The organism is Propioniciclava sp. MC1595, assembly GCF_017569205.1.
In the GTDB taxonomy this organism is placed as follows: Bacteria; Actinomycetota; Actinomycetes; order Propionibacteriales; family Propionibacteriaceae; genus Propioniciclava.
The window spans coordinates 1,504,854-1,522,683 of the sequence record NZ_CP071870.1; the positions used below are offsets into that span (position 1 = coordinate 1,504,854).

At 72.0% G+C, this 17,830-nt stretch carries 18 protein-coding genes; 16 read left to right on the forward strand and 2 right to left on the reverse strand.

Annotated features, from left to right (window positions below; genetic code table 11):
• From J4N02_RS07140 to J4N02_RS17170, 4 genes are read left to right on the forward strand one after another with little or no spacing between them, the layout of a single operon-like run.
• Positions 1–1,401, forward strand: coding sequence for a proteasome accessory factor PafA2 family protein (locus J4N02_RS07140; protein ID WP_188333408.1), 1,401 nt, complete (start codon positions 1–3; stop codon positions 1,399–1,401).
• Positions 1,402–1,423: 22 nt separating this feature from the next.
• The gene (locus J4N02_RS07145; protein ID WP_188333407.1) at positions 1,424–2,449 is read left to right on the forward strand and encodes an FKBP-type peptidyl-prolyl cis-trans isomerase; all 1,026 of its coding nucleotides are present in this window, start codon (positions 1,424–1,426) and stop codon (positions 2,447–2,449) included.
• Positions 2,450–2,484: 35 nt separating this feature from the next.
• Entirely contained in the window at positions 2,485–2,871 is a 387-nt protein-coding gene (locus tag J4N02_RS07150) for a DUF6394 family protein (RefSeq protein WP_188333406.1), read from the forward strand.
• Between the two features lie 19 nt (positions 2,872–2,890).
• Positions 2,891–4,633 (forward strand): TrkA family potassium uptake protein, encoded by a 1,743-nt coding sequence (locus tag J4N02_RS17170; RefSeq protein ID WP_188333405.1) that lies wholly within the window; start codon positions 2,891–2,893, stop codon positions 4,631–4,633.
• A gap of 18 nt (positions 4,634–4,651) precedes the next feature.
• Here J4N02_RS17170 and J4N02_RS07160 read toward each other — a convergent pair whose 3' ends face one another.
• Together J4N02_RS07160 and J4N02_RS16845 are read right to left on the reverse strand one after the other, a co-directional pair.
• Entirely contained in the window at positions 4,652–5,440 is a 789-nt protein-coding gene (locus J4N02_RS07160; RefSeq protein WP_208091171.1) for an alpha/beta fold hydrolase, read from the reverse strand.
• A gap of 82 nt (positions 5,441–5,522) precedes the next feature.
• Positions 5,523–5,762: a hypothetical protein gene (locus tag J4N02_RS16845; RefSeq protein WP_223202358.1), complete on the reverse strand. Its 240-nt coding sequence runs from the start codon at positions 5,760–5,762 to the stop codon at positions 5,523–5,525.
• A gap of 79 nt (positions 5,763–5,841) precedes the next feature.
• On the opposite strand from J4N02_RS16845, the gene J4N02_RS07170 reads away from it, so the two are divergent.
• The 12 genes from J4N02_RS07170 (at position 5,842) to ilvC (ending at position 17,758) form a co-directional block, all read left to right on the forward strand.
• Entirely contained in the window at positions 5,842–6,816 is a 975-nt protein-coding gene (locus J4N02_RS07170) for a YafY family protein (protein WP_188333403.1), read from the forward strand.
• On the forward strand, positions 6,807–7,754 hold the full coding sequence (locus J4N02_RS07175) for a YafY family protein (RefSeq protein WP_188333402.1): 948 nt from the start codon (positions 6,807–6,809) through the stop codon (positions 7,752–7,754). The genes J4N02_RS07170 and J4N02_RS07175 overlap by 10 nt, the downstream gene beginning before the upstream one ends.
• 35 nt (positions 7,755–7,789) lie before the next feature.
• Entirely contained in the window at positions 7,790–7,972 is a 183-nt protein-coding gene (locus J4N02_RS07180) for a hypothetical protein (protein ID WP_182814852.1), read from the forward strand.
• Positions 7,973–8,005: 33 nt separating this feature from the next.
• Complete coding sequence (locus J4N02_RS17390) at positions 8,006–8,296, forward strand: twin-arginine translocase TatA/TatE family subunit (RefSeq protein ID WP_188333401.1); 291 nt, start codon at positions 8,006–8,008, stop codon at positions 8,294–8,296.
• 12 nt (positions 8,297–8,308) lie between these two features.
• The gene (tatC, locus tag J4N02_RS07190; RefSeq protein ID WP_208091172.1) at positions 8,309–9,133 is read left to right on the forward strand and encodes a twin-arginine translocase subunit TatC; all 825 of its coding nucleotides are present in this window, start codon (positions 8,309–8,311) and stop codon (positions 9,131–9,133) included.
• Entirely contained in the window at positions 9,130–10,059 is a 930-nt protein-coding gene (locus J4N02_RS07195; RefSeq protein ID WP_188333400.1) for a diacylglycerol kinase family protein, read from the forward strand. The genes tatC and J4N02_RS07195 overlap by 4 nt, the downstream gene beginning before the upstream one ends.
• 3 nt (positions 10,060–10,062) lie before the next feature.
• Positions 10,063–12,855 (forward strand): RNA helicase, encoded by a 2,793-nt coding sequence (locus J4N02_RS07200; protein ID WP_188333399.1) that lies wholly within the window; start codon positions 10,063–10,065, stop codon positions 12,853–12,855.
• A 153-nt stretch (positions 12,856–13,008) separates the two neighbouring features.
• Positions 13,009–13,770 carry an imidazole glycerol phosphate synthase subunit HisF gene (hisF, locus tag J4N02_RS07205; protein WP_188333398.1) on the forward strand — a complete coding sequence of 254 codons (762 nt, stop codon included), beginning with the start codon at positions 13,009–13,011 and terminating at the stop codon, positions 13,768–13,770.
• Positions 13,770–14,177 carry an HIT family protein gene (locus tag J4N02_RS07210; RefSeq protein ID WP_188333397.1) on the forward strand — a complete coding sequence of 136 codons (408 nt, stop codon included), beginning with the start codon at positions 13,770–13,772 and terminating at the stop codon, positions 14,175–14,177. The genes hisF and J4N02_RS07210 overlap by 1 nt, the downstream gene beginning before the upstream one ends.
• 244 nt (positions 14,178–14,421) lie before the next feature.
• Complete coding sequence (locus tag J4N02_RS07215) at positions 14,422–16,170, forward strand: acetolactate synthase large subunit (RefSeq protein WP_188333396.1); 1,749 nt, start codon at positions 14,422–14,424, stop codon at positions 16,168–16,170.
• Positions 16,167–16,703 carry an acetolactate synthase small subunit gene (ilvN, locus tag J4N02_RS07220; RefSeq protein WP_188333395.1) on the forward strand — a complete coding sequence of 179 codons (537 nt, stop codon included), beginning with the start codon at positions 16,167–16,169 and terminating at the stop codon, positions 16,701–16,703. Before J4N02_RS07215 ends, ilvN begins: the two co-directional genes overlap by 4 nt.
• 26 nt (positions 16,704–16,729) lie before the next feature.
• Entirely contained in the window at positions 16,730–17,758 is a 1,029-nt protein-coding gene (gene ilvC / locus J4N02_RS07225) for a ketol-acid reductoisomerase (protein ID WP_188333394.1), read from the forward strand.
• Positions 17,759–17,830 lie beyond the last annotated feature (72 nt).

Below are 17,830 nucleotides of genomic sequence, written 5' to 3' on the forward strand. Positions count from 1 at the left end.
GTGCCCCGGCGCATCTACGGCGTCGAGACCGAGTACGGGCTGGTCGGCAGCAGCGACGGGCGGCGGCTGCCGATCGACGAGGCGGCCAACCGCCTGTTCGCGCCGATCGCGCGCGAGTTCGCCACCACCAACCTGTTCCACCGGGCGGGCGGGCGGCTGTACCTCGACATCGGGTCGCACCCCGAGTACGCGACCCCCGAGTGCGCCACGGTGCGCGACCTGGTCACCGCCCAGCGGGCCGGGGACGCGCTGCTCCTGGAGTTGTCCGCGCGCGCCCGCGCCGTGGAGGCCGAGGAGGGCCGGGACACGTCGTTCCGGCTGTTCCGCAACAACGTCGACCCGTTCGGAAACACCTGGGGGAGCCACGAGAACTACCTCGTCCCGCGCGCGGTCGACCCGCGCGTGCTCAGCGACTGGTTGGTGCCGTTCCTGGTCTCGCGGCTGCTCATCGGCGGGGCGGGGCACTGGCGGCGCGGGGTGTTCCGGCTGGCCCAGCGCGGCGACGTGCTCGGCGATGTCGTGTCCAACCAGACCACGCGCAGCCGCCCGCTGATCAACACCCGCGACGAGCCGCACGCCGACCCCGAGGCCTACCGCCGGCTGCACGTGATCTCGGGCGACACCAACAGCCTCGAGCACCCCATGTGGCTGGTCGTCGTCGCCACCGAACTCGTGCTGCGCCGCGCCGAGGCGGGTGGGGAGCCCCCGGCCGGCCCCGCCGAGCCCCTGGCCGCCCTGCGCGCCTGGAACCGCGACCCTGACGAGCCGGTGCCCGCCACCGACGGCGGGACGGTCAGCGCGCGCGGGTTGCAGCGCACGTACCTGGGGCTGGTCGAGGCCCACGCCGAGGACGCCGACGAGACGGGGCCGGGCTGGCGGGCCTGGCGCGACGCGCTCGACGCCCTCGACGCCGGACGCCCCACCGGCCTGGAGTGGGACGCCAAGCTCCGCACCATCCGGGCCTGGCGCGATAGGCACGGGCTGGCAGACGACGACCCTCGGCTGGACGCCCTCGACCTGCGCTGGCACGAGCTCGGCGGGGTCGACGGCCGACCCATCGGGGCGGCCGCGCTGTGGGAGGCGCGGCACGGCGTCCGGCACACGACCGACGATGCGGTGGCGGCGGCCGCGCAGACCCCGCCGGGCCCCACGCGCGCCGCGGCGCGGGGCGTCCTGCTGGCCGCCGCGCAGGACCGCCGGCGCGACCACGTCGTCGACTGGTCGGGCTTCGAGGTGCGCGACCTGCCGGGCGGTCCGGTGCGGCTGGGGCTCGAGGACCCGTTCGCGGGGACGGTGCCCGCGGCGTCCGAACTGGCCGAGCGGATGCGGACCGAGGCGCGCCACCGAACCCTGGGTGGCTTCGTGCCGCCGCCCACGCCGGGCACCGGGCCGACCCCCTGATCCGGGCCGGTAGCATGACCGGGTGCACGTGACCCGACGCTTCTCCCGCCTCGCCCTCGGCGCCTCCGCGCTGGTGCTGTCCGCGACCCTGGCCGCCTGTGGCGGAGCCAACCCCGACAGTTCGACGCCCTCGCCGACCCCCAGCGCCTCCGCCGCCGAGAGCGCCGCCCCGACGCCGACCCCCACGCCCTCGCGCGAGCCGGTGCCGGTGTCGAACTCCATCGACGCGATCACGGTCGCCGGTGAGCCGGGCGCCGCGCCCCAGGTCACGATCCCGACGCCGTTCGCCATCGACGAGACCCGCACCCGCACGCTGGTCGAGGGCAACGCCGACGCGCCGGCCGCCGAGGCCGACAGCATCATCGAGGTCGACTACGTGGGCGTGAACGCGCGCACCGGCGAGACGTTCGACTCCTCGTGGGAGCGCGGCCAGCCGGGCATGTTCAGCCTCGAGCAGGTCGTCCCGGGCTTCACCAAGGGCCTCACGGGAACCAAGGCGGGCCAGCGCATCCTGATCGTGATGCCGGGCACCGACGGTTACGACAGCGCCGGCGGCCGGGCCCCGGCGATCGAGGTGGGCGACACGCTCGTCTTCGTCGCCGACGTGCGCGCCGTCTCGACCAAGGACGCCGTGGGCGCGGCCGAGACCCCCACCCTGCCCGTCACCCTCGGCGAGGCCGACGGCAAGCCGACCATCACCATCGACACGGCGGCCACCCCGCCGACCGAGCTGGTCGCGGCCCCGGTGATCAGGGGCGCCCAGCGTCCCGTCGCGGCCGAGGACTACGTGATGGTCAAGTACCGGATGTACTCCTGGAAGACCGGCGAGATGGTCGAGGACAAGTTCGACGCCCCGGTGGCCGGCCAGATCAGCCAGACCCTCGAGGCCTGGAAGCAGGGCATCGTCGGCCAGCCGATCGGCTCGCGCGTCGTGCTCGTCGCCCCGCCGTCGGTGGGCTACGAGAAGGCCAGCCAGAACCCGCCGGTCGAGGCCGGCGACACGGTCGTCTACGTCGTCGACATCCTGTTCGCGTCCGCCGTCGCCTGACCCCACACCGGGGCCGAAGGTCCTAGTGTGGGCGCATGAACCTCGAGAAGGTCGTCTTCGGCTTCTTCGTGCTGCTCGCGGCGACGCTGAACTTCGGCTACGTGACCGGTGACATCGGCAACCCCGAGCACCACAACGTCATCGAGTTGTACGCGGCGGTCGTGGTCAACATCATCGCGACCATCCTCAAGTTCGGTGACCGCACCCAGATCGGCGCGATCCACCTGGCGACGAGCCTCGTCGCCACGATCCAGCTGATCGCCGCCGCCATGGCGTGGATCTGGTACACGCAGATCATCGTGGAGCCGATGACGATGCACTCGATGTCGAGCGTGGTGTCGCTGGCCCTGGGCGCCCTGCTGGCGAACGTGGTCTCGGTCGTGCTGATGATCATCGAGACCGCGAACTTCCGTCGCCACTGAGCCGGGCCACCCCCGTCCGATGACGCTGCCGAGCACCAACCCCGAGCCGCCGCACCACCACGGCGGGCAGCGCACCCTGCGCCGGCGGTTCGTGCGGGTGCCGGCCCCCGAGCCGTCCACCGATGCGGTCTTCCTGGTGCTGCGCCGTATGCGCGCCCCGCTCATCGTGGTGGTGGTCGTGTTCGCGATCTCGGTGGCGGGCCTGGCGCTGATCCCCGGCGTGGACGACCAGGGCCGCCCGTACACGATGTCGGTGTTCGACGCGTTCTACCTGATGTCCTACACGGCCCTGACGATCGGCTTCGGCGAGCTGCCCTACGCGCTGACCCGCGTGCAGCGGCTGTGGCTCACGGTCTGCATCTACGGCTCGGTGATCGGGTGGGCCTACGCGCTCGGCGCCCTGCTGGCGCTGCTGCAGGACAAGGCGTTCCGCGACTCGTTGGCCCGCCAGCGTTTCGTGCGCCGGGTGAAGCGGCTGAGGCGTCCGTTCCTCATCCTCGTCGGGTACGGACAGATGGGCCGCGCCGCGGCCGAGACCCTCGACACGCTCGGCCGCAGCACGGTGGTCGTGGCCGCCGACCAGGAGTCCATCGACGCGCTCGCCGGGGCGCAGCTGTCGAGCGACATCCCGGGTCTGGTGGGGGACGCCCGCGACCCGGCCATCCTCGGGCTGGCCGGGCTGGGCAGCAAGTACTGCGCCGGCGTGCTCGCGCTCACCGACGACGACGCGGCCAACCTATCCATCGTGATGGCGGTGACGCTGCTGCGCCACGACGTGCCGGTGGTCGCCCGCGCCAACGAGCGCGCCACCGCGAAGGCCATGCGCGAGTTCGGGGCGTCCGCGGTGGTGAACCCGTTCGAGCGGTACGGCAACTACCTGGTGATGCGGGTGCGGCGTCCCTCGACGTACCGGCTGCTGACCTGGCTCATCGCCGCGCCGGGCACGCTGGTCTCGGCCCACGCGGAGGAGCACGAGGACGGCCTGTGGATCATCGCCTCCGACGACCACTTCGGCCCCGAGATCGCCAACGACCTCGACGACGCCGGCCTCGACTCGTCGCTCGTGTGGCCGGTCGACGGCACCCCCGACGTGGGCGGGGCGGTGGGCTTCATCGCCGGGGGCAGCGACGACGCCCAGAACCTGGCGCTGGTCGGCCACGCGCGGCTGGTGAACCCCGACCTCTTCCTGGCGGTGCGGCAGCGGTCCAAGCGCAACGAGCCGCTGCTGCGCGCGTTCGCCCCCGACTCGGTGTTCGTCCCCGCGCAGCTCACCGTGCAGGAGGCGCTCGCGCGGGTGATCACCCCCGACTTCTGGGACTTCGTCGTGCGCGTGTGGGGCATGAAGGACGAGGAGGCCGAGCCGGTGCTCGACCACCTGCTCGAGGTGGTCGGCCGCGGGTCGCCCGACAGCCACCGCATCGTCGTGGGGGAGCGCGACACCCCCGCCGTCGTGCGCCGCCTGCGCTCGGGGCCCGTGCACCTGGGTGACCTGTTCCGGCACCCCGACGACCGCGACGACCGGGTCGCGGCGGTCCCGGTGCTCCAGATCCGGGGGACGGAGAAGACCTACCTGCCCGGCCCCGAGGCCGACGTGCGCAACGGCGACGTGATCATCAGCGTCGGGACGCCCCGCAGCTTCGTGATCCTCGCCGACGCCCTGCACTACGACCACACGCTGGAGTACCTCGTCACCGGCGAGGTCGTCCCGGCCACCTGGCTGGGCCAGGTGGTGCGCAAGGCGGTCACCCGCCGAGGGCTCTAGTTTCCTGCGCCGAGGGCTCTACTTTTCTGCGCCGAGGGCTTGGGTTTCGAGCGCGGCAACGGTGGCTTCCGGGTCCTCGGCCGGTGCGAGGTGCCCCACCTCGGGCAGCACCACGAGCCGACCTTCCCGGACGCCGTCGGCCACCTCGGCCATCAGCTCGGGCGGGCAGACGACGTCGTCGCCGCCGCAGTGGGCGAGCGTCGGGACGTCGATCTCGGCCAACCGGGAGCGGACGTCGTGCTCGCTCAGCGCCTCGCACACGAAGGCGTAGGACGCGGCGTCCATGCCCTGCAGTTCGGTGAGGAGCGCCTCGACGACCTCGGGGCGCTCGCTGCGCGTGCGGTCGGAGAACCAGCGCTCGCGCGAGCCCTCGACCAGCGGCCCGATGCCCTGCTCGCGCACCAGCGCGGCGCGCTCCTGCCACGACTCCCGGGTGCCCAGCTTGGCACCTGAGCAGACCACGGCCGTCGACAGCACCCGCGGGTCGCCCGTCAGGGCGAGGTGCAGCCCGACCGCGCCCGCGACCGAGACGCCGGCGTAGTGGAAGGGTGAGCCCACGGCGTCCAAGACGGCGTCGGCCAGCTCGGCCAGCGAGAACGGACCGCTGGCCGGGGAGGAGGCGCCGTGGCCGGGGAGGTCCCAGCCGAGGACGCGGTAGCGCTCGCCCAGCAGCGCCGCCGCCGCGCCCCACAGGGACGCGACGGCGGTGCCGAGACTCGGCCCGACGAGCAGCATCGCGCCGCCCGCCGGCCCCGGGGCCAGCTCGGTGATCGTGATCATGCCCGTGCAGTCCGGTGGGACGATCACGCCTGGACCGGGTCGAGCACGAAGTCGTACGTGACCGTCTCGCCGGACTCGTCGCCCTGGATGTCGAGCACCAGCTCGGGCTTCACGGCCGCCGCCCCACCTTCACCCTGAAGGTGCGGATGCCGTAGGTGTCGATCATCCTCGCCGCCTCGTCGACCATCTTGGCCGGGTCGTCGAAGCCGAGCATGTGGCTGACGCGCATCCGGTCGGTCCAGCCGCCGAGGAGGCGGTGGACGGGCTGGCCCCAGGCCTTGCCGAGGATGTCCCACAGGGCCATGTCGATGGCGGCCTTGGCGGTGGGGTTGCCGATGGTGCGGTGCATCCGGGCGCGGTAACCATGGCTGTCGCGGTTCGGGAGCGTCGAGGCCGGTCCGGGCCCGCTCAGCGCTAGCCTGAGGGGCGTGTCAGCGCGCAAGTCGGAACGGATCATGAACCTCACGATCTGCCTGCTCATGGCGCGCCGTTTCGTGGAGCGGGAGCAGATCCGCGAGCTGGTCGAGGGCTACCACGGCCTGTCCGACCAAGCGTTCGAGCGCACCTTCGAGCGCGACAAGGACGACCTGCGCGCGATGGGCGTCCCGGTCGAGACCGGCTCGAACTCGCCGCTGTTCCCCGACGAGGTGGGCTACCGCATCCGCCGGCGCGACTTCGAGCTGCCCGAGATCGACTTCACCCCGGCCGAGCTGGCGGCGCTCGGCGTCGCCTCCACCGTCTGGGACGACGCCCGCCTCGGCGGCCAGGCCACCGCCGCGCTGGCGAAGCTGCGAGCCTCCGGCCTCGACCCGGACGCCGACCGCGTGGCCACGTTCGCCCCGACCGTGGGCGCCCGGGAACCCGCCTTCGAGACGCTCTGGCAGGCGACGCTGGCCGGACAGCCGGTCGCCTTCACCTACCGCGGGCTCGCCCGCGTCGTCGAGCCGTGGCGCCTGGTCAACCGCAAGGGCGCCTGGTACCTGATCGGCCTCGACCGCACCCGCGGCGAGGGGCGCTCCTACAAGGTCTCCCGCATCGAGGACGCCCCGCGCCTGGCCAAGGGCGAGGTCACGCCGCCCGACCCGGCCGTCGTGGAGGAGCACGTGCGCTCGCTGACCGCGCGCCGCGACACGATCGCCACCATCGCCGTCCGCGACGGGGCCGCCCCCGACCTCGTCCGCTTCGCGCGGCCGGTCGGGCCCGACCCCGAACCGACCCCGGACGCCGACCCCGCGGCCCAGCCCCCACCCGGCTTCACGGCCTGGCGCCTGCGCGTGGCGAGCGACCCCGCCGACGCCGCGGGGGACATCGCCTGGTACGGGGCCGACGTCGTCGTCCTCGACCCGCCCGAGCTGGCGGCCGCCGTCCGCGTGCACCTCGAGGCGGTGGCGGCATGGCGATGACCTCGTCCAGCCAGGTGCCCCGGCTCCTCGCGCTCGTCCCGTACCTCCAGGCCCACCCCGACGCCGACCTGGAGGCCACGGCGTCCGTGTTCGACGTCACCCCGCGCCAGCTGGTGGCCGACCTGAAGGTGCTGTGGTTCTGCGGCCTGCCCGGCGGCGCGCCCGGCGACCTCATCGAGGTCGACATGGACGCGCTTGAGTCGGGCACCATCCGGCTCACGAACGCCGAGTTCCTCGCCCGCCCGCACCGGTTCACCCCCGAGGAGGCGATGAGCCTCGTCGTCGCCCTCGCCGCGCTCGAGGAGATGGCGGACGCCGAACTCGGCCCCGCCGTCCGCTCGGCCCGGGCCAAGCTCGAGGGCGCCGTCGGCGGAGGCACCGACAAGGTCGCGATCGCGGTGTCGGCGGGGCAGGAGTCGATCCGGGGTCAGCTCGCCGACGCGATCGCCGCCGGCGTGGCCGTGCGGCTGACCTACCACGGGGCCTCGCGCGGCGTCGCGACGACGCCCGTCGTCGACCCGGCACGCCTGGGCACCCGCGACGGCTACGGCTACCTCACGGCGTGGGCGCACGAACGCGCGGGCTGGCGCACCTACCGGCTCGACCGCATCGTCGCCGTCGACCCCCTCGAGCAGGCCACCACCGACCACGGGCCGGCCCCGGCGCTGGCGTCCGGGTGGCTCGACGACCGCCCCGACGCGGTCGAGGTCACCCTCGACCTGCGCCCGGGGGGTCGCTGGATCACCGAGTACCACCCGCTCGTCGCCACCGAGGAACTGCCCGACGGGCTGCTCCGCGTGCGGATGCGGGTCGCGGACCCGGGCTGGTTCCGCCGGCTCCTGCTCCGGCTGGGCCCGGCCGTGGCGCGCGTGGACCCGCCGCAGGCCGCGGCGTCCGCGATCGAGGCCGCCCGCGAGGCGCTCGGCGGGGACCGCTGAAGCCCGCGTCAGGTCTGTGTTGTAGGGTTCGGCGGGTGTGGTGGGTGTGGATCATCGTGGGGGCCGCGCTCGCCGGGTTGGTCATGCTCGTCCTGTTCGCGATCGCGCTGTGGCGCAAGGCCCTGGCGGTGCTCGACGCGCTCGGCGAACTGGGTTCCCAGGTCGACACGGCGCTCGCGCTGGTCGACGGCGTGGGGGCGCCGCCGCGCACCTTCTAGACTTCACCTCGTACACCTAGGCAAGGAGTAGCAATGCTGCCGTTCAACATGCAGGGCTGGGAATGGGTCATCCTGATCGTTCTCGCGCTCCTCATCTTCGGTGGGTCCCGTCTCGCGGGCGCCGGCAAGAACGCCGGCCGCGCGCTGCGCGAGTTCAAGGACGAGACGCGCCAGATCAAGGCCGACGAGGAGCAGGCGCAGCGTGAGGCGGAGCTCCGCCGCCGCGAGTACGAGCTCGACCAGCGCGAGCGCGGCACCGTGGCCGACAGCACCCTCGAAGCCGAGCTCGTCGAGGACCCCCGCCCCGACGCCGACCAGAAGTAGGCCTCGGACGCCGTGGCCCGCCTCAGCCTCGGCTGGCTCAAGCCCCCGAAGGTCCCTGCCGACGGGGTGATGTCGCTGGCCGACCACCTGCGCGAACTGCGCTACCGGTTGGTCTTCTCGATGATCACCATCGCGGTGGGGACCATCGTGTCCCTGATCTTCCACGAGAAGCTGCTGCTGTTCCTGCTGCAGCCGTGGGAGCAGGCGCAGGAGATCCTCAAGGGCATCAAGCCGAACCTCGAGGTCACCGCCGTGCTGAGCGGCGTGACGGCCCCGCTGATCCTGATCCTGATGGTCTCGGCGCTGGGCGGGCTGGTCCTGACCAGCCCGATCTGGCTCTACCAGGTGTGGGCCTACATCGCCCCGGCGCTGCTGGCCAAGGAGAAGAAGTACGCGCTGATCTTCCTGCTCGCCGCCGTGCCCATGTTCCTGGGCGGCATGACGATGGGCTACTACATCCTGCCCTCGGCGATCGCGATCCTGATGGCGTTCACCACCGACGTCATCGCCATCCAGAACCTGCTGCCGCTCAACGACTTCCTCGTGTTGATGATGCAGCTGATGCTCGTCTTCGGGGCCGGGTTCCTGCTGCCGGTGATCGTCGTGACGCTGAACCTGGTCGGCGTCGTGTCCGGCAAGGCGCTCAAGGGCGCCCGTCGCTACGTTCTGTTCGGCTGCGCCATCTTCGGCGCGGCCGCCACGCCGGGCGGTGACCCGTTCTCGATGATGGCCCTGGCCGTCCCGATGATGCTGCTGTTCCTCATCGCCGAGGCGATCTGCCACTGGAACGACCGCCGCCGCGCCAAGAGCGCCTCCAAGGAACTCGAGCGCGCATGAGGCACCTCGCCCTCGTGGTCAACCCGGCCGCGGGGCACGGCCGCGGCCAACGCCTGACCCCGGCCGTCGAGGCACGGCTGGTGGACGCCGGCGTCCGGGTCACCCGCACCCTGGCCCACTCGCCCGAGCACGCGCACGCCACGTGCGCCGACGCCGTCGCGGAGGGCTACGACGGCCTCGTCGTCGTCGGCGGCGACGGCATGGCGCACATCGGCCTCAACGCCTGCGCCCGGACCGACGTGCCGCTGGGCGTCATCCCGGCCGGCACCGGCAACGACTTCGTCCGGGGCGTCGGGCTGGCGGCGCCCGCCCCCGGCCCGGGCCGCGACCGGCGCCGTGGCTGGGAGCGCGCCACCGACGCCGTCGTGGCCAGCCGCACACGGGCCATCGACCTCGCCGAGGTGCGCGGCGACCTGCACCGCGGCCAGCTCGAGTACGCGGGCTGCGTGGTGTCCACCGGGTACGACGAGAAGGTCAACGCCCGCGCGAACAACGCCCCCGTCGACCTGGGCCACCTGTCCTACGTGGGGGCGGTGATCGCGGAGGCACGTTCGTTCGCCCCGTTGCACTACCGCCTCGACCTGGACGGGGAGCACCGCGAGGTGGACGCCATCCTCGTCGCCGTCGCGAACAGCGGCATCTTCGGGGGCGGCATCAGGATCGCCCCCGACTACGACCTGACCGACGGCCTCCTCGACGTGGTCATCGTGCATCCCGTGGGGCTGTCGACGTTGGTGCGATACCTGCCCCACCTGGCCACGGGCCGCACCTTCGACCACCCCGCCATCGAGCGGCTGCGCGTCCGGCGTGTGGTCGTCGACGGCGACGGCCTGCACGGCATGGCCGACGGCGAGCCGCTCGGGCACGTGCCCCTGACCGTCTCCGCGGCGCCCGGTGCGCTGCACGTCTACACCCAGGAGGCCTAGAGGATGCCCACGAACCGCCCCGCCCCCGAGCCGGGCCCCGCGTTCGCCGAGTTCAGCGCCGCCTTCCCGTTCGCGCTCGACGACTACCAACGTGACGGCTGCGCCCACATTGAGGCCGGGTCGGGCGTGCTCGTCGCGGCGCCGACCGGCGCCGGCAAGACGGTCGTGGGCGAGTTCGCGGTGTTCCTGGCCCTGCGCGAGGGCCGCAAGTGCTTCTACACCACGCCGATCAAGGCGCTGAGCAACCAGAAGTTCCACGACCTGAGCGAGCGCTTCGGGTCGCACCGGGTGGGGTTGTTGACCGGGGACACGACCATCAACGGCGACGCCCCGATCGTGGTGATGACCACCGAGGTGCTGCGCAACATGATCTACGCGGGGTCCTCGACCCTGCGCGGGCTCGGCTACGTGGTCATGGACGAGGTGCACTACCTCGCCGACCGCTTCCGTGGCGCGGTGTGGGAGGAGGTCATCATCGGCCTCGCCCCGTCGGTGCAGCTGGTCTCGCTGTCGGCGACGGTGAGCAACGCCGAGGAGTTCGGCGACTGGCTCGACGAGGTGCGCGGCGGGGTGGAGGTGGTGCTGAGCGAGCGGCGTCCGGTGCCGTTGTTCCAGCACATGATGGCCGGACGCCGCATCTACGACCTGTTCGAGGCCGAGGCCCCCACCGCGCTCGCCGGGGACCGCTCGCCCGCGCTCGGGGCCGCCTCGGCCGCCGACGTCAACCCCGAACTGGTCAGCCTGGCCAAGCAGGAGAGCCGCTACGTGCGCGACGACTCGCGCCGCCAGCGGGGCCGCCGCACACGCGACCGGATCGAGAAGAACGCCGCGGGCCGCGGCCAGCAGGGCCCCAACCTCATCCCGCGCCGCGACGGCGCGGTCGAGAAGCTGGACGCCGAGGGCCTCCTCCCCGCCATCTACTTCATCTTCTCCCGGGCCGGCTGCGACCAGGCGGTGGGGCAGTTGCTGCGCAGCGGCGTCCGGCTGACGAACGCGGTCGAGCGAACCGAGCTGGACGCCCTCGCCTCGGCCGCCACCACCGGGCTGAGCCGCGACGACCTGGAAGCGCTCGACTACGCCACGTTCGCCGAGGCCCTGCGCCGCGGCATCGCCGCCCACCACGCGGGCATGCTGCCGGCGTTCAAGGAGTGCGTCGAGGCGGCCTTCGTGCGCGGCCTGGTCAAGGTCGTGTTCGCCACCGAGACGCTCGCGCTCGGCATCAACATGCCCGCCCGCTCGGTGGTGCTGGAGAAGCTGGTCAAGTACAACGGCGAGGCGCACGTCGACATCACGGCGGGGGAGTACACCCAGCTCACCGGCCGCGCCGGCCGCCGGGGCATCGACGTCGAGGGGCACGCGGTGGTGCTGTGGCACCGCAACGTCGACCCGCGCGCGGTGGCCGGGCTGGCGTCCAAGCGCACCTATCCGCTGCGGTCGTCGTTCTCGCCGACCTACAACATGGCGGTCAACATGGTCGCCCGCGTGGGGCGCGAGAAGGCGCGCGGGCTGCTGGAGCAGTCGTTCGCGCAGTACCAGTCCGACAAGTCGGTCGTGGGGCTCGCCCGGGCAGCCACCCGGAACAAGGAGAAGATCGCGGCCCTGTGGGCCGACGCGGCCTGTGACCGCGGTGACTTCGAGGAGTACGCCCGGCTTCGCGCGTCGATCGGCGCCCTGGAGGCGGAGGCGGCGCGCTCGCGCAAGGCCGACCGGCGGGCCGAGTCGATCTCGGTGCTGCTCGAGCTGGTGCCCGGCGACATCATCGCCATCCCGTCGGGGCGGCACGAGGGCTGGGCGGTCGTGATCGACCCCGGCGTGGGCCGCGACCGGGCGAACCCCTCGCCGCTCGTGATGACCGAGCAGCGGCAGGTCAAGAAGCTCTCGCTGACCGACTTCCCGTCGCCGCCGGTGGTGGCGGGCCGCATGCGGGTGCCCAAGCACTTCGACGGCCGTTCGGCCAAGGACCGGCGCAACCTCGCCGCGGCGTTCCACACCAAGCTGGGCTCGGTCGACCTGAGCGCCCCGCGGTACAACGCGGCCGCGATGGACGAGGAGGTGGCCGGCCGGATCGCCGAGCTGAGGGCGTCCGTGAAGGAGCACCCGTGCCACGCCTGCCCCGACCGCGAGGTGCACGCGCGGGCGGCCGAGAAGGCGCTGCGCCTCGAGCGCGACACCGCCGACCTGCGCGCGCAGACCGAGCGCCGGACGAACACGATCGCCAACCGGTTCGACAAGGTGTGCCTCGTGCTGTCCTCGCTCGGCTACCTGTCCCCGGATGGGACCGAGGTGACCGACGCCGGGCGCATGCTGGCACGGATCTACTCCGAACTCGACCTGGTCACCGCCGAGGCCATCCGTGCCGGGACGTTCGACGAGCTCGACCCCGCCGAACTGGCCGCGGTGCTGTCCTCGCTGACCTACGAGTCGCGCGGCGGCGAGCCGCAACGCCCGGCACGGATGCCCACCCGGTCGTCGGAGGTCGCCCAGACCATGGTGCGCCGCATCTGGCGCGGGGTGCGGCTGCTCGAGCGCGACCACCGGCTCGAGCAGGGCCGCGACCCCGACATCGGCTTCGCCGAGGCCGTGTACCGCTGGGGCAACGGGGTCGCGCTGGGCGACATCCTGGAGGAGACCGAGCTGACCGCCGGCGACTTCGTGCGCTGGATGCGCATGGTCATCGACCTGCTCGGCCAGGTCGCCGACGCGGCCGGTGAGTCGGTCGTCCGCGACAACGCCCGCGAGGCCATCGACCGCCTGCGCCGCGGCGTCGTCGACGCCGCGTACCTCGAGGACGACTGAAGGACTGACCCCCGGATGCATTTCCGGGTGGAAGAACCCCAAGGATCCTTGGGGTCCTGCCACCCGGAAATGCACTCGGAGACGCCACACCCACGAGCGGTCGGGGGCTGGGAGCACACTCCCGGCCCTCGGCCTTGTGGTTAGTCTGACCTCATGGGTGTGGCTATCCGGGTGATCCCGTGTCTCGACGTGCACGACGGCCGCGTGGTGAAGGGCGTGAACTTCCTCAACCTGCGCGATGCCGGTGACCCGGTGGAGCTGGCCACGCTGTACGGCCAGCAGGGCGCCGACGAGCTGACGTTCCTGGACATCTCCGCCTCCTCGCAGGGGCGCGAGACCACCTACGACATGGTCAAGCGCACCGCCGAGACGGTGTTCATCCCGCTCACCGTCGGTGGCGGGGTCCGGGGCGCCGACGACGTGGACCGGCTGTTGCGCACCGGCGCCGACAAGGTCGGCATCAACACGGGCGCGATCACCCGGCCCGAGGCGCTCAACGAGATCGCCGACCGGTTCGGCCGGCAGGTCATCGTCCTGTCCCTGGACGCCCGACGCGAGGCCGACCAACCCTCCGGCTTCGGGGTGACCACGCACGGCGGACGCCAGAGCGCCGGGCTGGACGCCATCGCCTGGTGCCGCGAGGCCGTCGAGCGCGGGGCGGGGGAGATCCTGCTCAACTCCATGGACCGCGACGGCACCACCGACGGATTCGACCTTGAGATGATCGAGGCCGTGCGCGCGGTCGTCGACGTGCCCGTCATCGCCTCGGGCGGGGCCGGCACCGTCGAGCACTTCGTCGACGCGGCCCGCGCCGGTGCCGACGCCGTACTCGCCGCCTCCGTGTTCCACTACGGCACGCTGACCGTGGCCCAGATCAAGGAAGGCCTCTCCGGGGCCGGATTCGAGGTTCGCTGATGACCACCCAGGCCGACTGCATCTTCTGCCGCATCGTCGCGGGTGAGATCCCGAGCAAGCGGGTGTACGAGGACGACCACGCGATCGCGTTCCTCGACCTCGACCCCTTCAAGACCGGGCACACGCTCGTCGTCCCGCGCGCGCACGTCAGCGATGCCCTCGCGGACGCCGACGTCCTGGCCTCGATCGCCCCGGCCATCGCCGCCACCGGGACCCTGCTCGTCGAGAAGCTGGGCGCGTCCGGGATGAACGTCCTGTCGAACGTGGGGGAGGACGCCGGCCAGTCCGTCTTCCACCTCCACGTCCACCTGGTGCCGCGCTACGCCGACGACGCCAGCATGGGCGCGCTGCTGACGCGCGCGGCGTCCGGCGACCTCGACGAGGTCCACGCGCGCATCACGGGCTGAGCGCTGCCGCAGCCCGCGGCGTCCGGATCATGGACACAGAACGCCCACGTTGTGAAGTGAACCGAACAAGGCGCTAGGGTGGCTCTCGTGCACATGAGCCTCCTCGTAGTTACCGCGCGCGTCGCCTGAGCCCCGCCTCAGACCGACGCGCTCCCTCGCCTGCCGTGCACGAAACCGGCAGCGGGGGTTTTTCTTTGCAACGAGAGCGCACACCGCACACCGACACCGAAGGGGATGATCACCAATGGCAGATGACACCAGGCCCAAGGAACTCACCGGGGCGCAGGCCCTCGTCGAGTCGCTCGAGCGCGTCGGTGTAGACGTCATCTTCGGCATCCCCGGCGGCGCGATCCTGCCGGCGTACGACCCGCTCGGCCAGAGCGAGCTGGTCCGCCACATCCTGGTCCGCCACGAGCAGGGCGCCGCGCACGCCGCCGAGGGCTACGCCATGGCGACCGGCCGGGTCGGCGTCTGCATGGCCACCTCCGGCCCCGGCGCCACCAACCTGGTCACCGGTATCGCGGACGCCTACCTCGACTCGGTGCCGATCGTCGCCATCACCGGTCAGGTCGCCTCGACCGCCGTCGGAACGGACGCCTTCCAGGAGGCCGACATCCGCGGCATCACGATGCCGATCACCAAGCACAGCTTCCTGGTGACCCGCGCGCAGGACATCCCGAGCGCGATCAAGGAGGCCTTCCACATCGCCGGCACCGGACGCCCCGGCCCGGTCCTCGTCGACATCACCAAGGACGCGCTGGTCAGCTCCGCGCCGTTCGAGTGGCCGCACGAGCTGGACCTGCCGGGTTACCGCCCGACGATCAACCCGCACGCCAAGCAGATCCGCGAGGCGGCGAAGATGATCAAGGCGGCGTCCCGCCCGACGCTGTACGTCGGCGGCGGCGTCGTGAAGTCGGAGGCGTTCGAGGAGCTCGCCGAGCTCGTCAAGATCACCCAGATCCCGCTCGTGACCACGCTGATGGCCCGCGGTGCGTTCCCCGACAGCGACCCGCTGCACATGGGCATGCCCGGCATGCACGGCCACGTGTCGGCGGTCGGCGCCCTGCAGCGCTCCGACCTGCTGATCACCCTCGGCGCGCGCTTCGACGACCGCGTCACGGGCAAGCTCGACACGTTCGCGCCGGGCGCCCAGGTCATCCACGCCGACATCGACCCGGCCGAGATCGGCAAGAACCGGTCGGTGGACGTCCCGATCGTGGGCGACCTCAAGCTGACGATCGCCGCCCTCAACGAGGTGCTGCGCGGCGAGGACCTCGGCGACTACTCGGCGTGGCGTGCCTACCTGACGAACCTCAAGACCAAGTACGCGGCCGACCCGCAGCCCACCAAGGGCGACATGCTCAGCCCCGAGTACGTCATCAAGCGCATCGGCGAGATGTCCGGACCCGACGCGTACTACGCCGTCGGCGTCGGCCAGCACCAGATGTGGGCCGCGCACCTGCTGCCCTTCGAGAAGCCGGGCCGCTGGATGAACTCCGGTGGTGCCGGGACGATGGGCTACTGCGTGCCCGCCGCCATGGGCGCCAAGGTCGGCAAGCCCGGCGAGCTGGTGTGGGGCATCGACGGTGACGGCTGCTTCCAGATGACCAACCAGGAGCTGGTCACCTGCGCGCTGAACGACATCCCGATCAAGATCGCGGTGATCAACAACGAGAGCCTCGGCATGGTCCGCCAGTGGCAGACCCTGTTCTACGGCGAGCGGTACTCCAACACCGACCTGAACAGCTGGCGCATCCCGGACTTCCCGAAGCTCGCCGAGGCGATGGGTGCGGTCGGCCTGCGGGCCGAGACGGTCGAGGAGGTCGACGAGGTCATCGCGAAGGCGCTCGAGATCAACGACCGTCCCGTCGTGGTCGAGTTCATCGTCCACAAGGACGCCATGGTGTGGCCGATGGTCCCGGCCGGCACGAGCAACGACGACATCCTGATCGCCAAGGACCTGGCGCCCAACTGGGAGGACGAGATCCTGTGAACAAGACACACACCCTGAGCGTCATCGTCGAGAACAAGCCCGGCGTCCTGGCCCGCATCTCGGGCCTGTTCGCCCGGCGCGGCTACAACATCGAGTCGCTCGCGGTCGGCCCGACCGAGCGCCCCGAGATCAGCCGCATCACGATCCAGGTCGCCGTCGACTCCCCGGCCGTGCTCGAGCAGATCACCAAGCAGCTCAACAAGCTCGTCGAGGTGCTGAAGATCGTCGAGCTCGAGGAGAGCGCCGTGCGCCGCGAGTTGGTCCTGGTCAAGCTCAAGGCCGACCCGGCCTCGCGCAGTCAGATCATCGAGATCGTGCAGCTGTTCCGCGGCAAGACCGTCGACGTGCACCAGGACTCCCTGGTCGTCGAGGCCACCGGCAGCCCCGACAAGCTCGAGGCCCTGCTGGAGATGCTGCGCCCCTACGGCGTCCGCGAGCTGGTCCAGTCCGGCCTCGTCGCCCTGGGCCGTGGTAGCAAGTCCCTCACCGATCGTTCCGCCAAGGTCGACCGGGCGCGCCCGGGCGTCCGCTGACCACCACCACAAGTTAGGAAACCCACATGGCAGAGATGTTCTACGACTCCGACGCCGACCTGTCGATCATCCAGGGTCGCACCGTCGCCGTGATCGGCTACGGCTCGCAGGGCCACGCGCACGCGCTCAGCCTGCGTGACTCGGGCGTCGACGTCCGCGTCGGTCTGCGTGAGGGCTCGGCGTCTGCGGCGAAGGCCGAGGCCGAGGGCCTGCGCGTGGTGTCGGTGGCCGAGGCGGCCGCCGAGGCCGACCTGATCATGATCCTGGCCCCCGACCAGCACCAGCGGAAGATCTACGCCGAGGACATCGAGCCCAACCTGCAGGAGGGCGACGCGCTGTTCTTCGCGCACGGCTTCAACATCCGCTTCGGCTACATCACCGCCCCCGAGGGCGTCGACGTCTGCATGGTCGCGCCGAAGGGCCCCGGCCACCTGGTGCGCCGTGAGTACGCCGAGGGTCGCGGTGTGCCCGCGATCGTCGCCGTCGAGGTGGACGCCTCGGGCGAGGCCTGGCCGCTGGCCCTGTCCTACGCCAAGGCGATCGGATCGCTGCGCGCGGGTGGCATCAAGACCACCTTCACCGAGGAGACCGAGACCGACCTGTTCGGTGAGCAGGCCGTCCTCTGCGGTGGAGCGTCGGCGCTGGTGCAGGCCGGCTTCGAGGTGCTCACTGAGGCGGGCTACCAGCCCGAGGTGGCCTACTTCGAGTGCCTCCACGAGCTGAAGCTGATCGTCGACCTCATGTACGAGGGCGGCATCGCCAAGCAGCGCTGGAGCGTCTCGGACACGGCCGAGTTCGGCGACTACGTGTCGGGGCCCCGCGTCATCGACGCCCGCGTCAAGGAGAACATGAAGGCCGTCCTGGCCGACGTGCAGTCGGGCGCGTTCGCCAAGCGCTTCATCGACGACCAGGAGGCCGGCGCGCCGGAGTTCAAGTCCCTGCGCGAGAAGGGTGAGCAGCACCCGATCGAGGCCACCGGCCGCGAGCTCCGCAAGCTGATGAGCTGGGTGAAGTCGCACGACGACGACTACGTCGAGGGCACCGCCGCTCGCTGACCCCGTCCCGTCACGAAGGCCCCCGCACCCAGACGGTGCGGGGGCCTTTCGCTTGGCACATGGGCCGGCCCG

Bases quoted from the DNA above. Each gene is read 5' to 3' on its own strand.
- J4N02_RS07150 (WP_188333406.1), top strand. From the start codon at position 2,485: ATGAACCTCGAGAAGGTCGTCTTCGGCTTCTTCGTGCTGCTCGCGGCG.
- J4N02_RS07195 (WP_188333400.1), top strand. From the start codon at position 9,130: ATGAGGCACCTCGCCCTCGTGGTCAACCCGGCCGCGGGGCACGGCCGC.
- ilvC (WP_188333394.1), top strand. From the start codon at position 16,730: ATGGCAGAGATGTTCTACGACTCCGACGCCGACCTGTCGATCATCCAG.
- J4N02_RS07215 (WP_188333396.1), top strand. From the start codon at position 14,422: ATGGCAGATGACACCAGGCCCAAGGAACTCACCGGGGCGCAGGCCCTC.
- J4N02_RS16845 (WP_223202358.1), bottom strand. From the start codon at position 5,762: ATGCACCGCACCATCGGCAACCCCACCGCCAAGGCCGCCATCGACATG.
- J4N02_RS07210 (WP_188333397.1), top strand. From the start codon at position 13,770: ATGACCACCCAGGCCGACTGCATCTTCTGCCGCATCGTCGCGGGTGAG.
- J4N02_RS17390 (WP_188333401.1), top strand. From the start codon at position 8,006: ATGCTGCCGTTCAACATGCAGGGCTGGGAATGGGTCATCCTGATCGTT.
- J4N02_RS07200 (WP_188333399.1), top strand. From the start codon at position 10,063: ATGCCCACGAACCGCCCCGCCCCCGAGCCGGGCCCCGCGTTCGCCGAG.
- J4N02_RS17170 (WP_188333405.1), top strand. From the start codon at position 2,891: ATGACGCTGCCGAGCACCAACCCCGAGCCGCCGCACCACCACGGCGGG.
- hisF (WP_188333398.1), top strand. From the start codon at position 13,009: ATGGGTGTGGCTATCCGGGTGATCCCGTGTCTCGACGTGCACGACGGC.
- J4N02_RS07175 (WP_188333402.1), top strand. From the start codon at position 6,807: ATGGCGATGACCTCGTCCAGCCAGGTGCCCCGGCTCCTCGCGCTCGTC.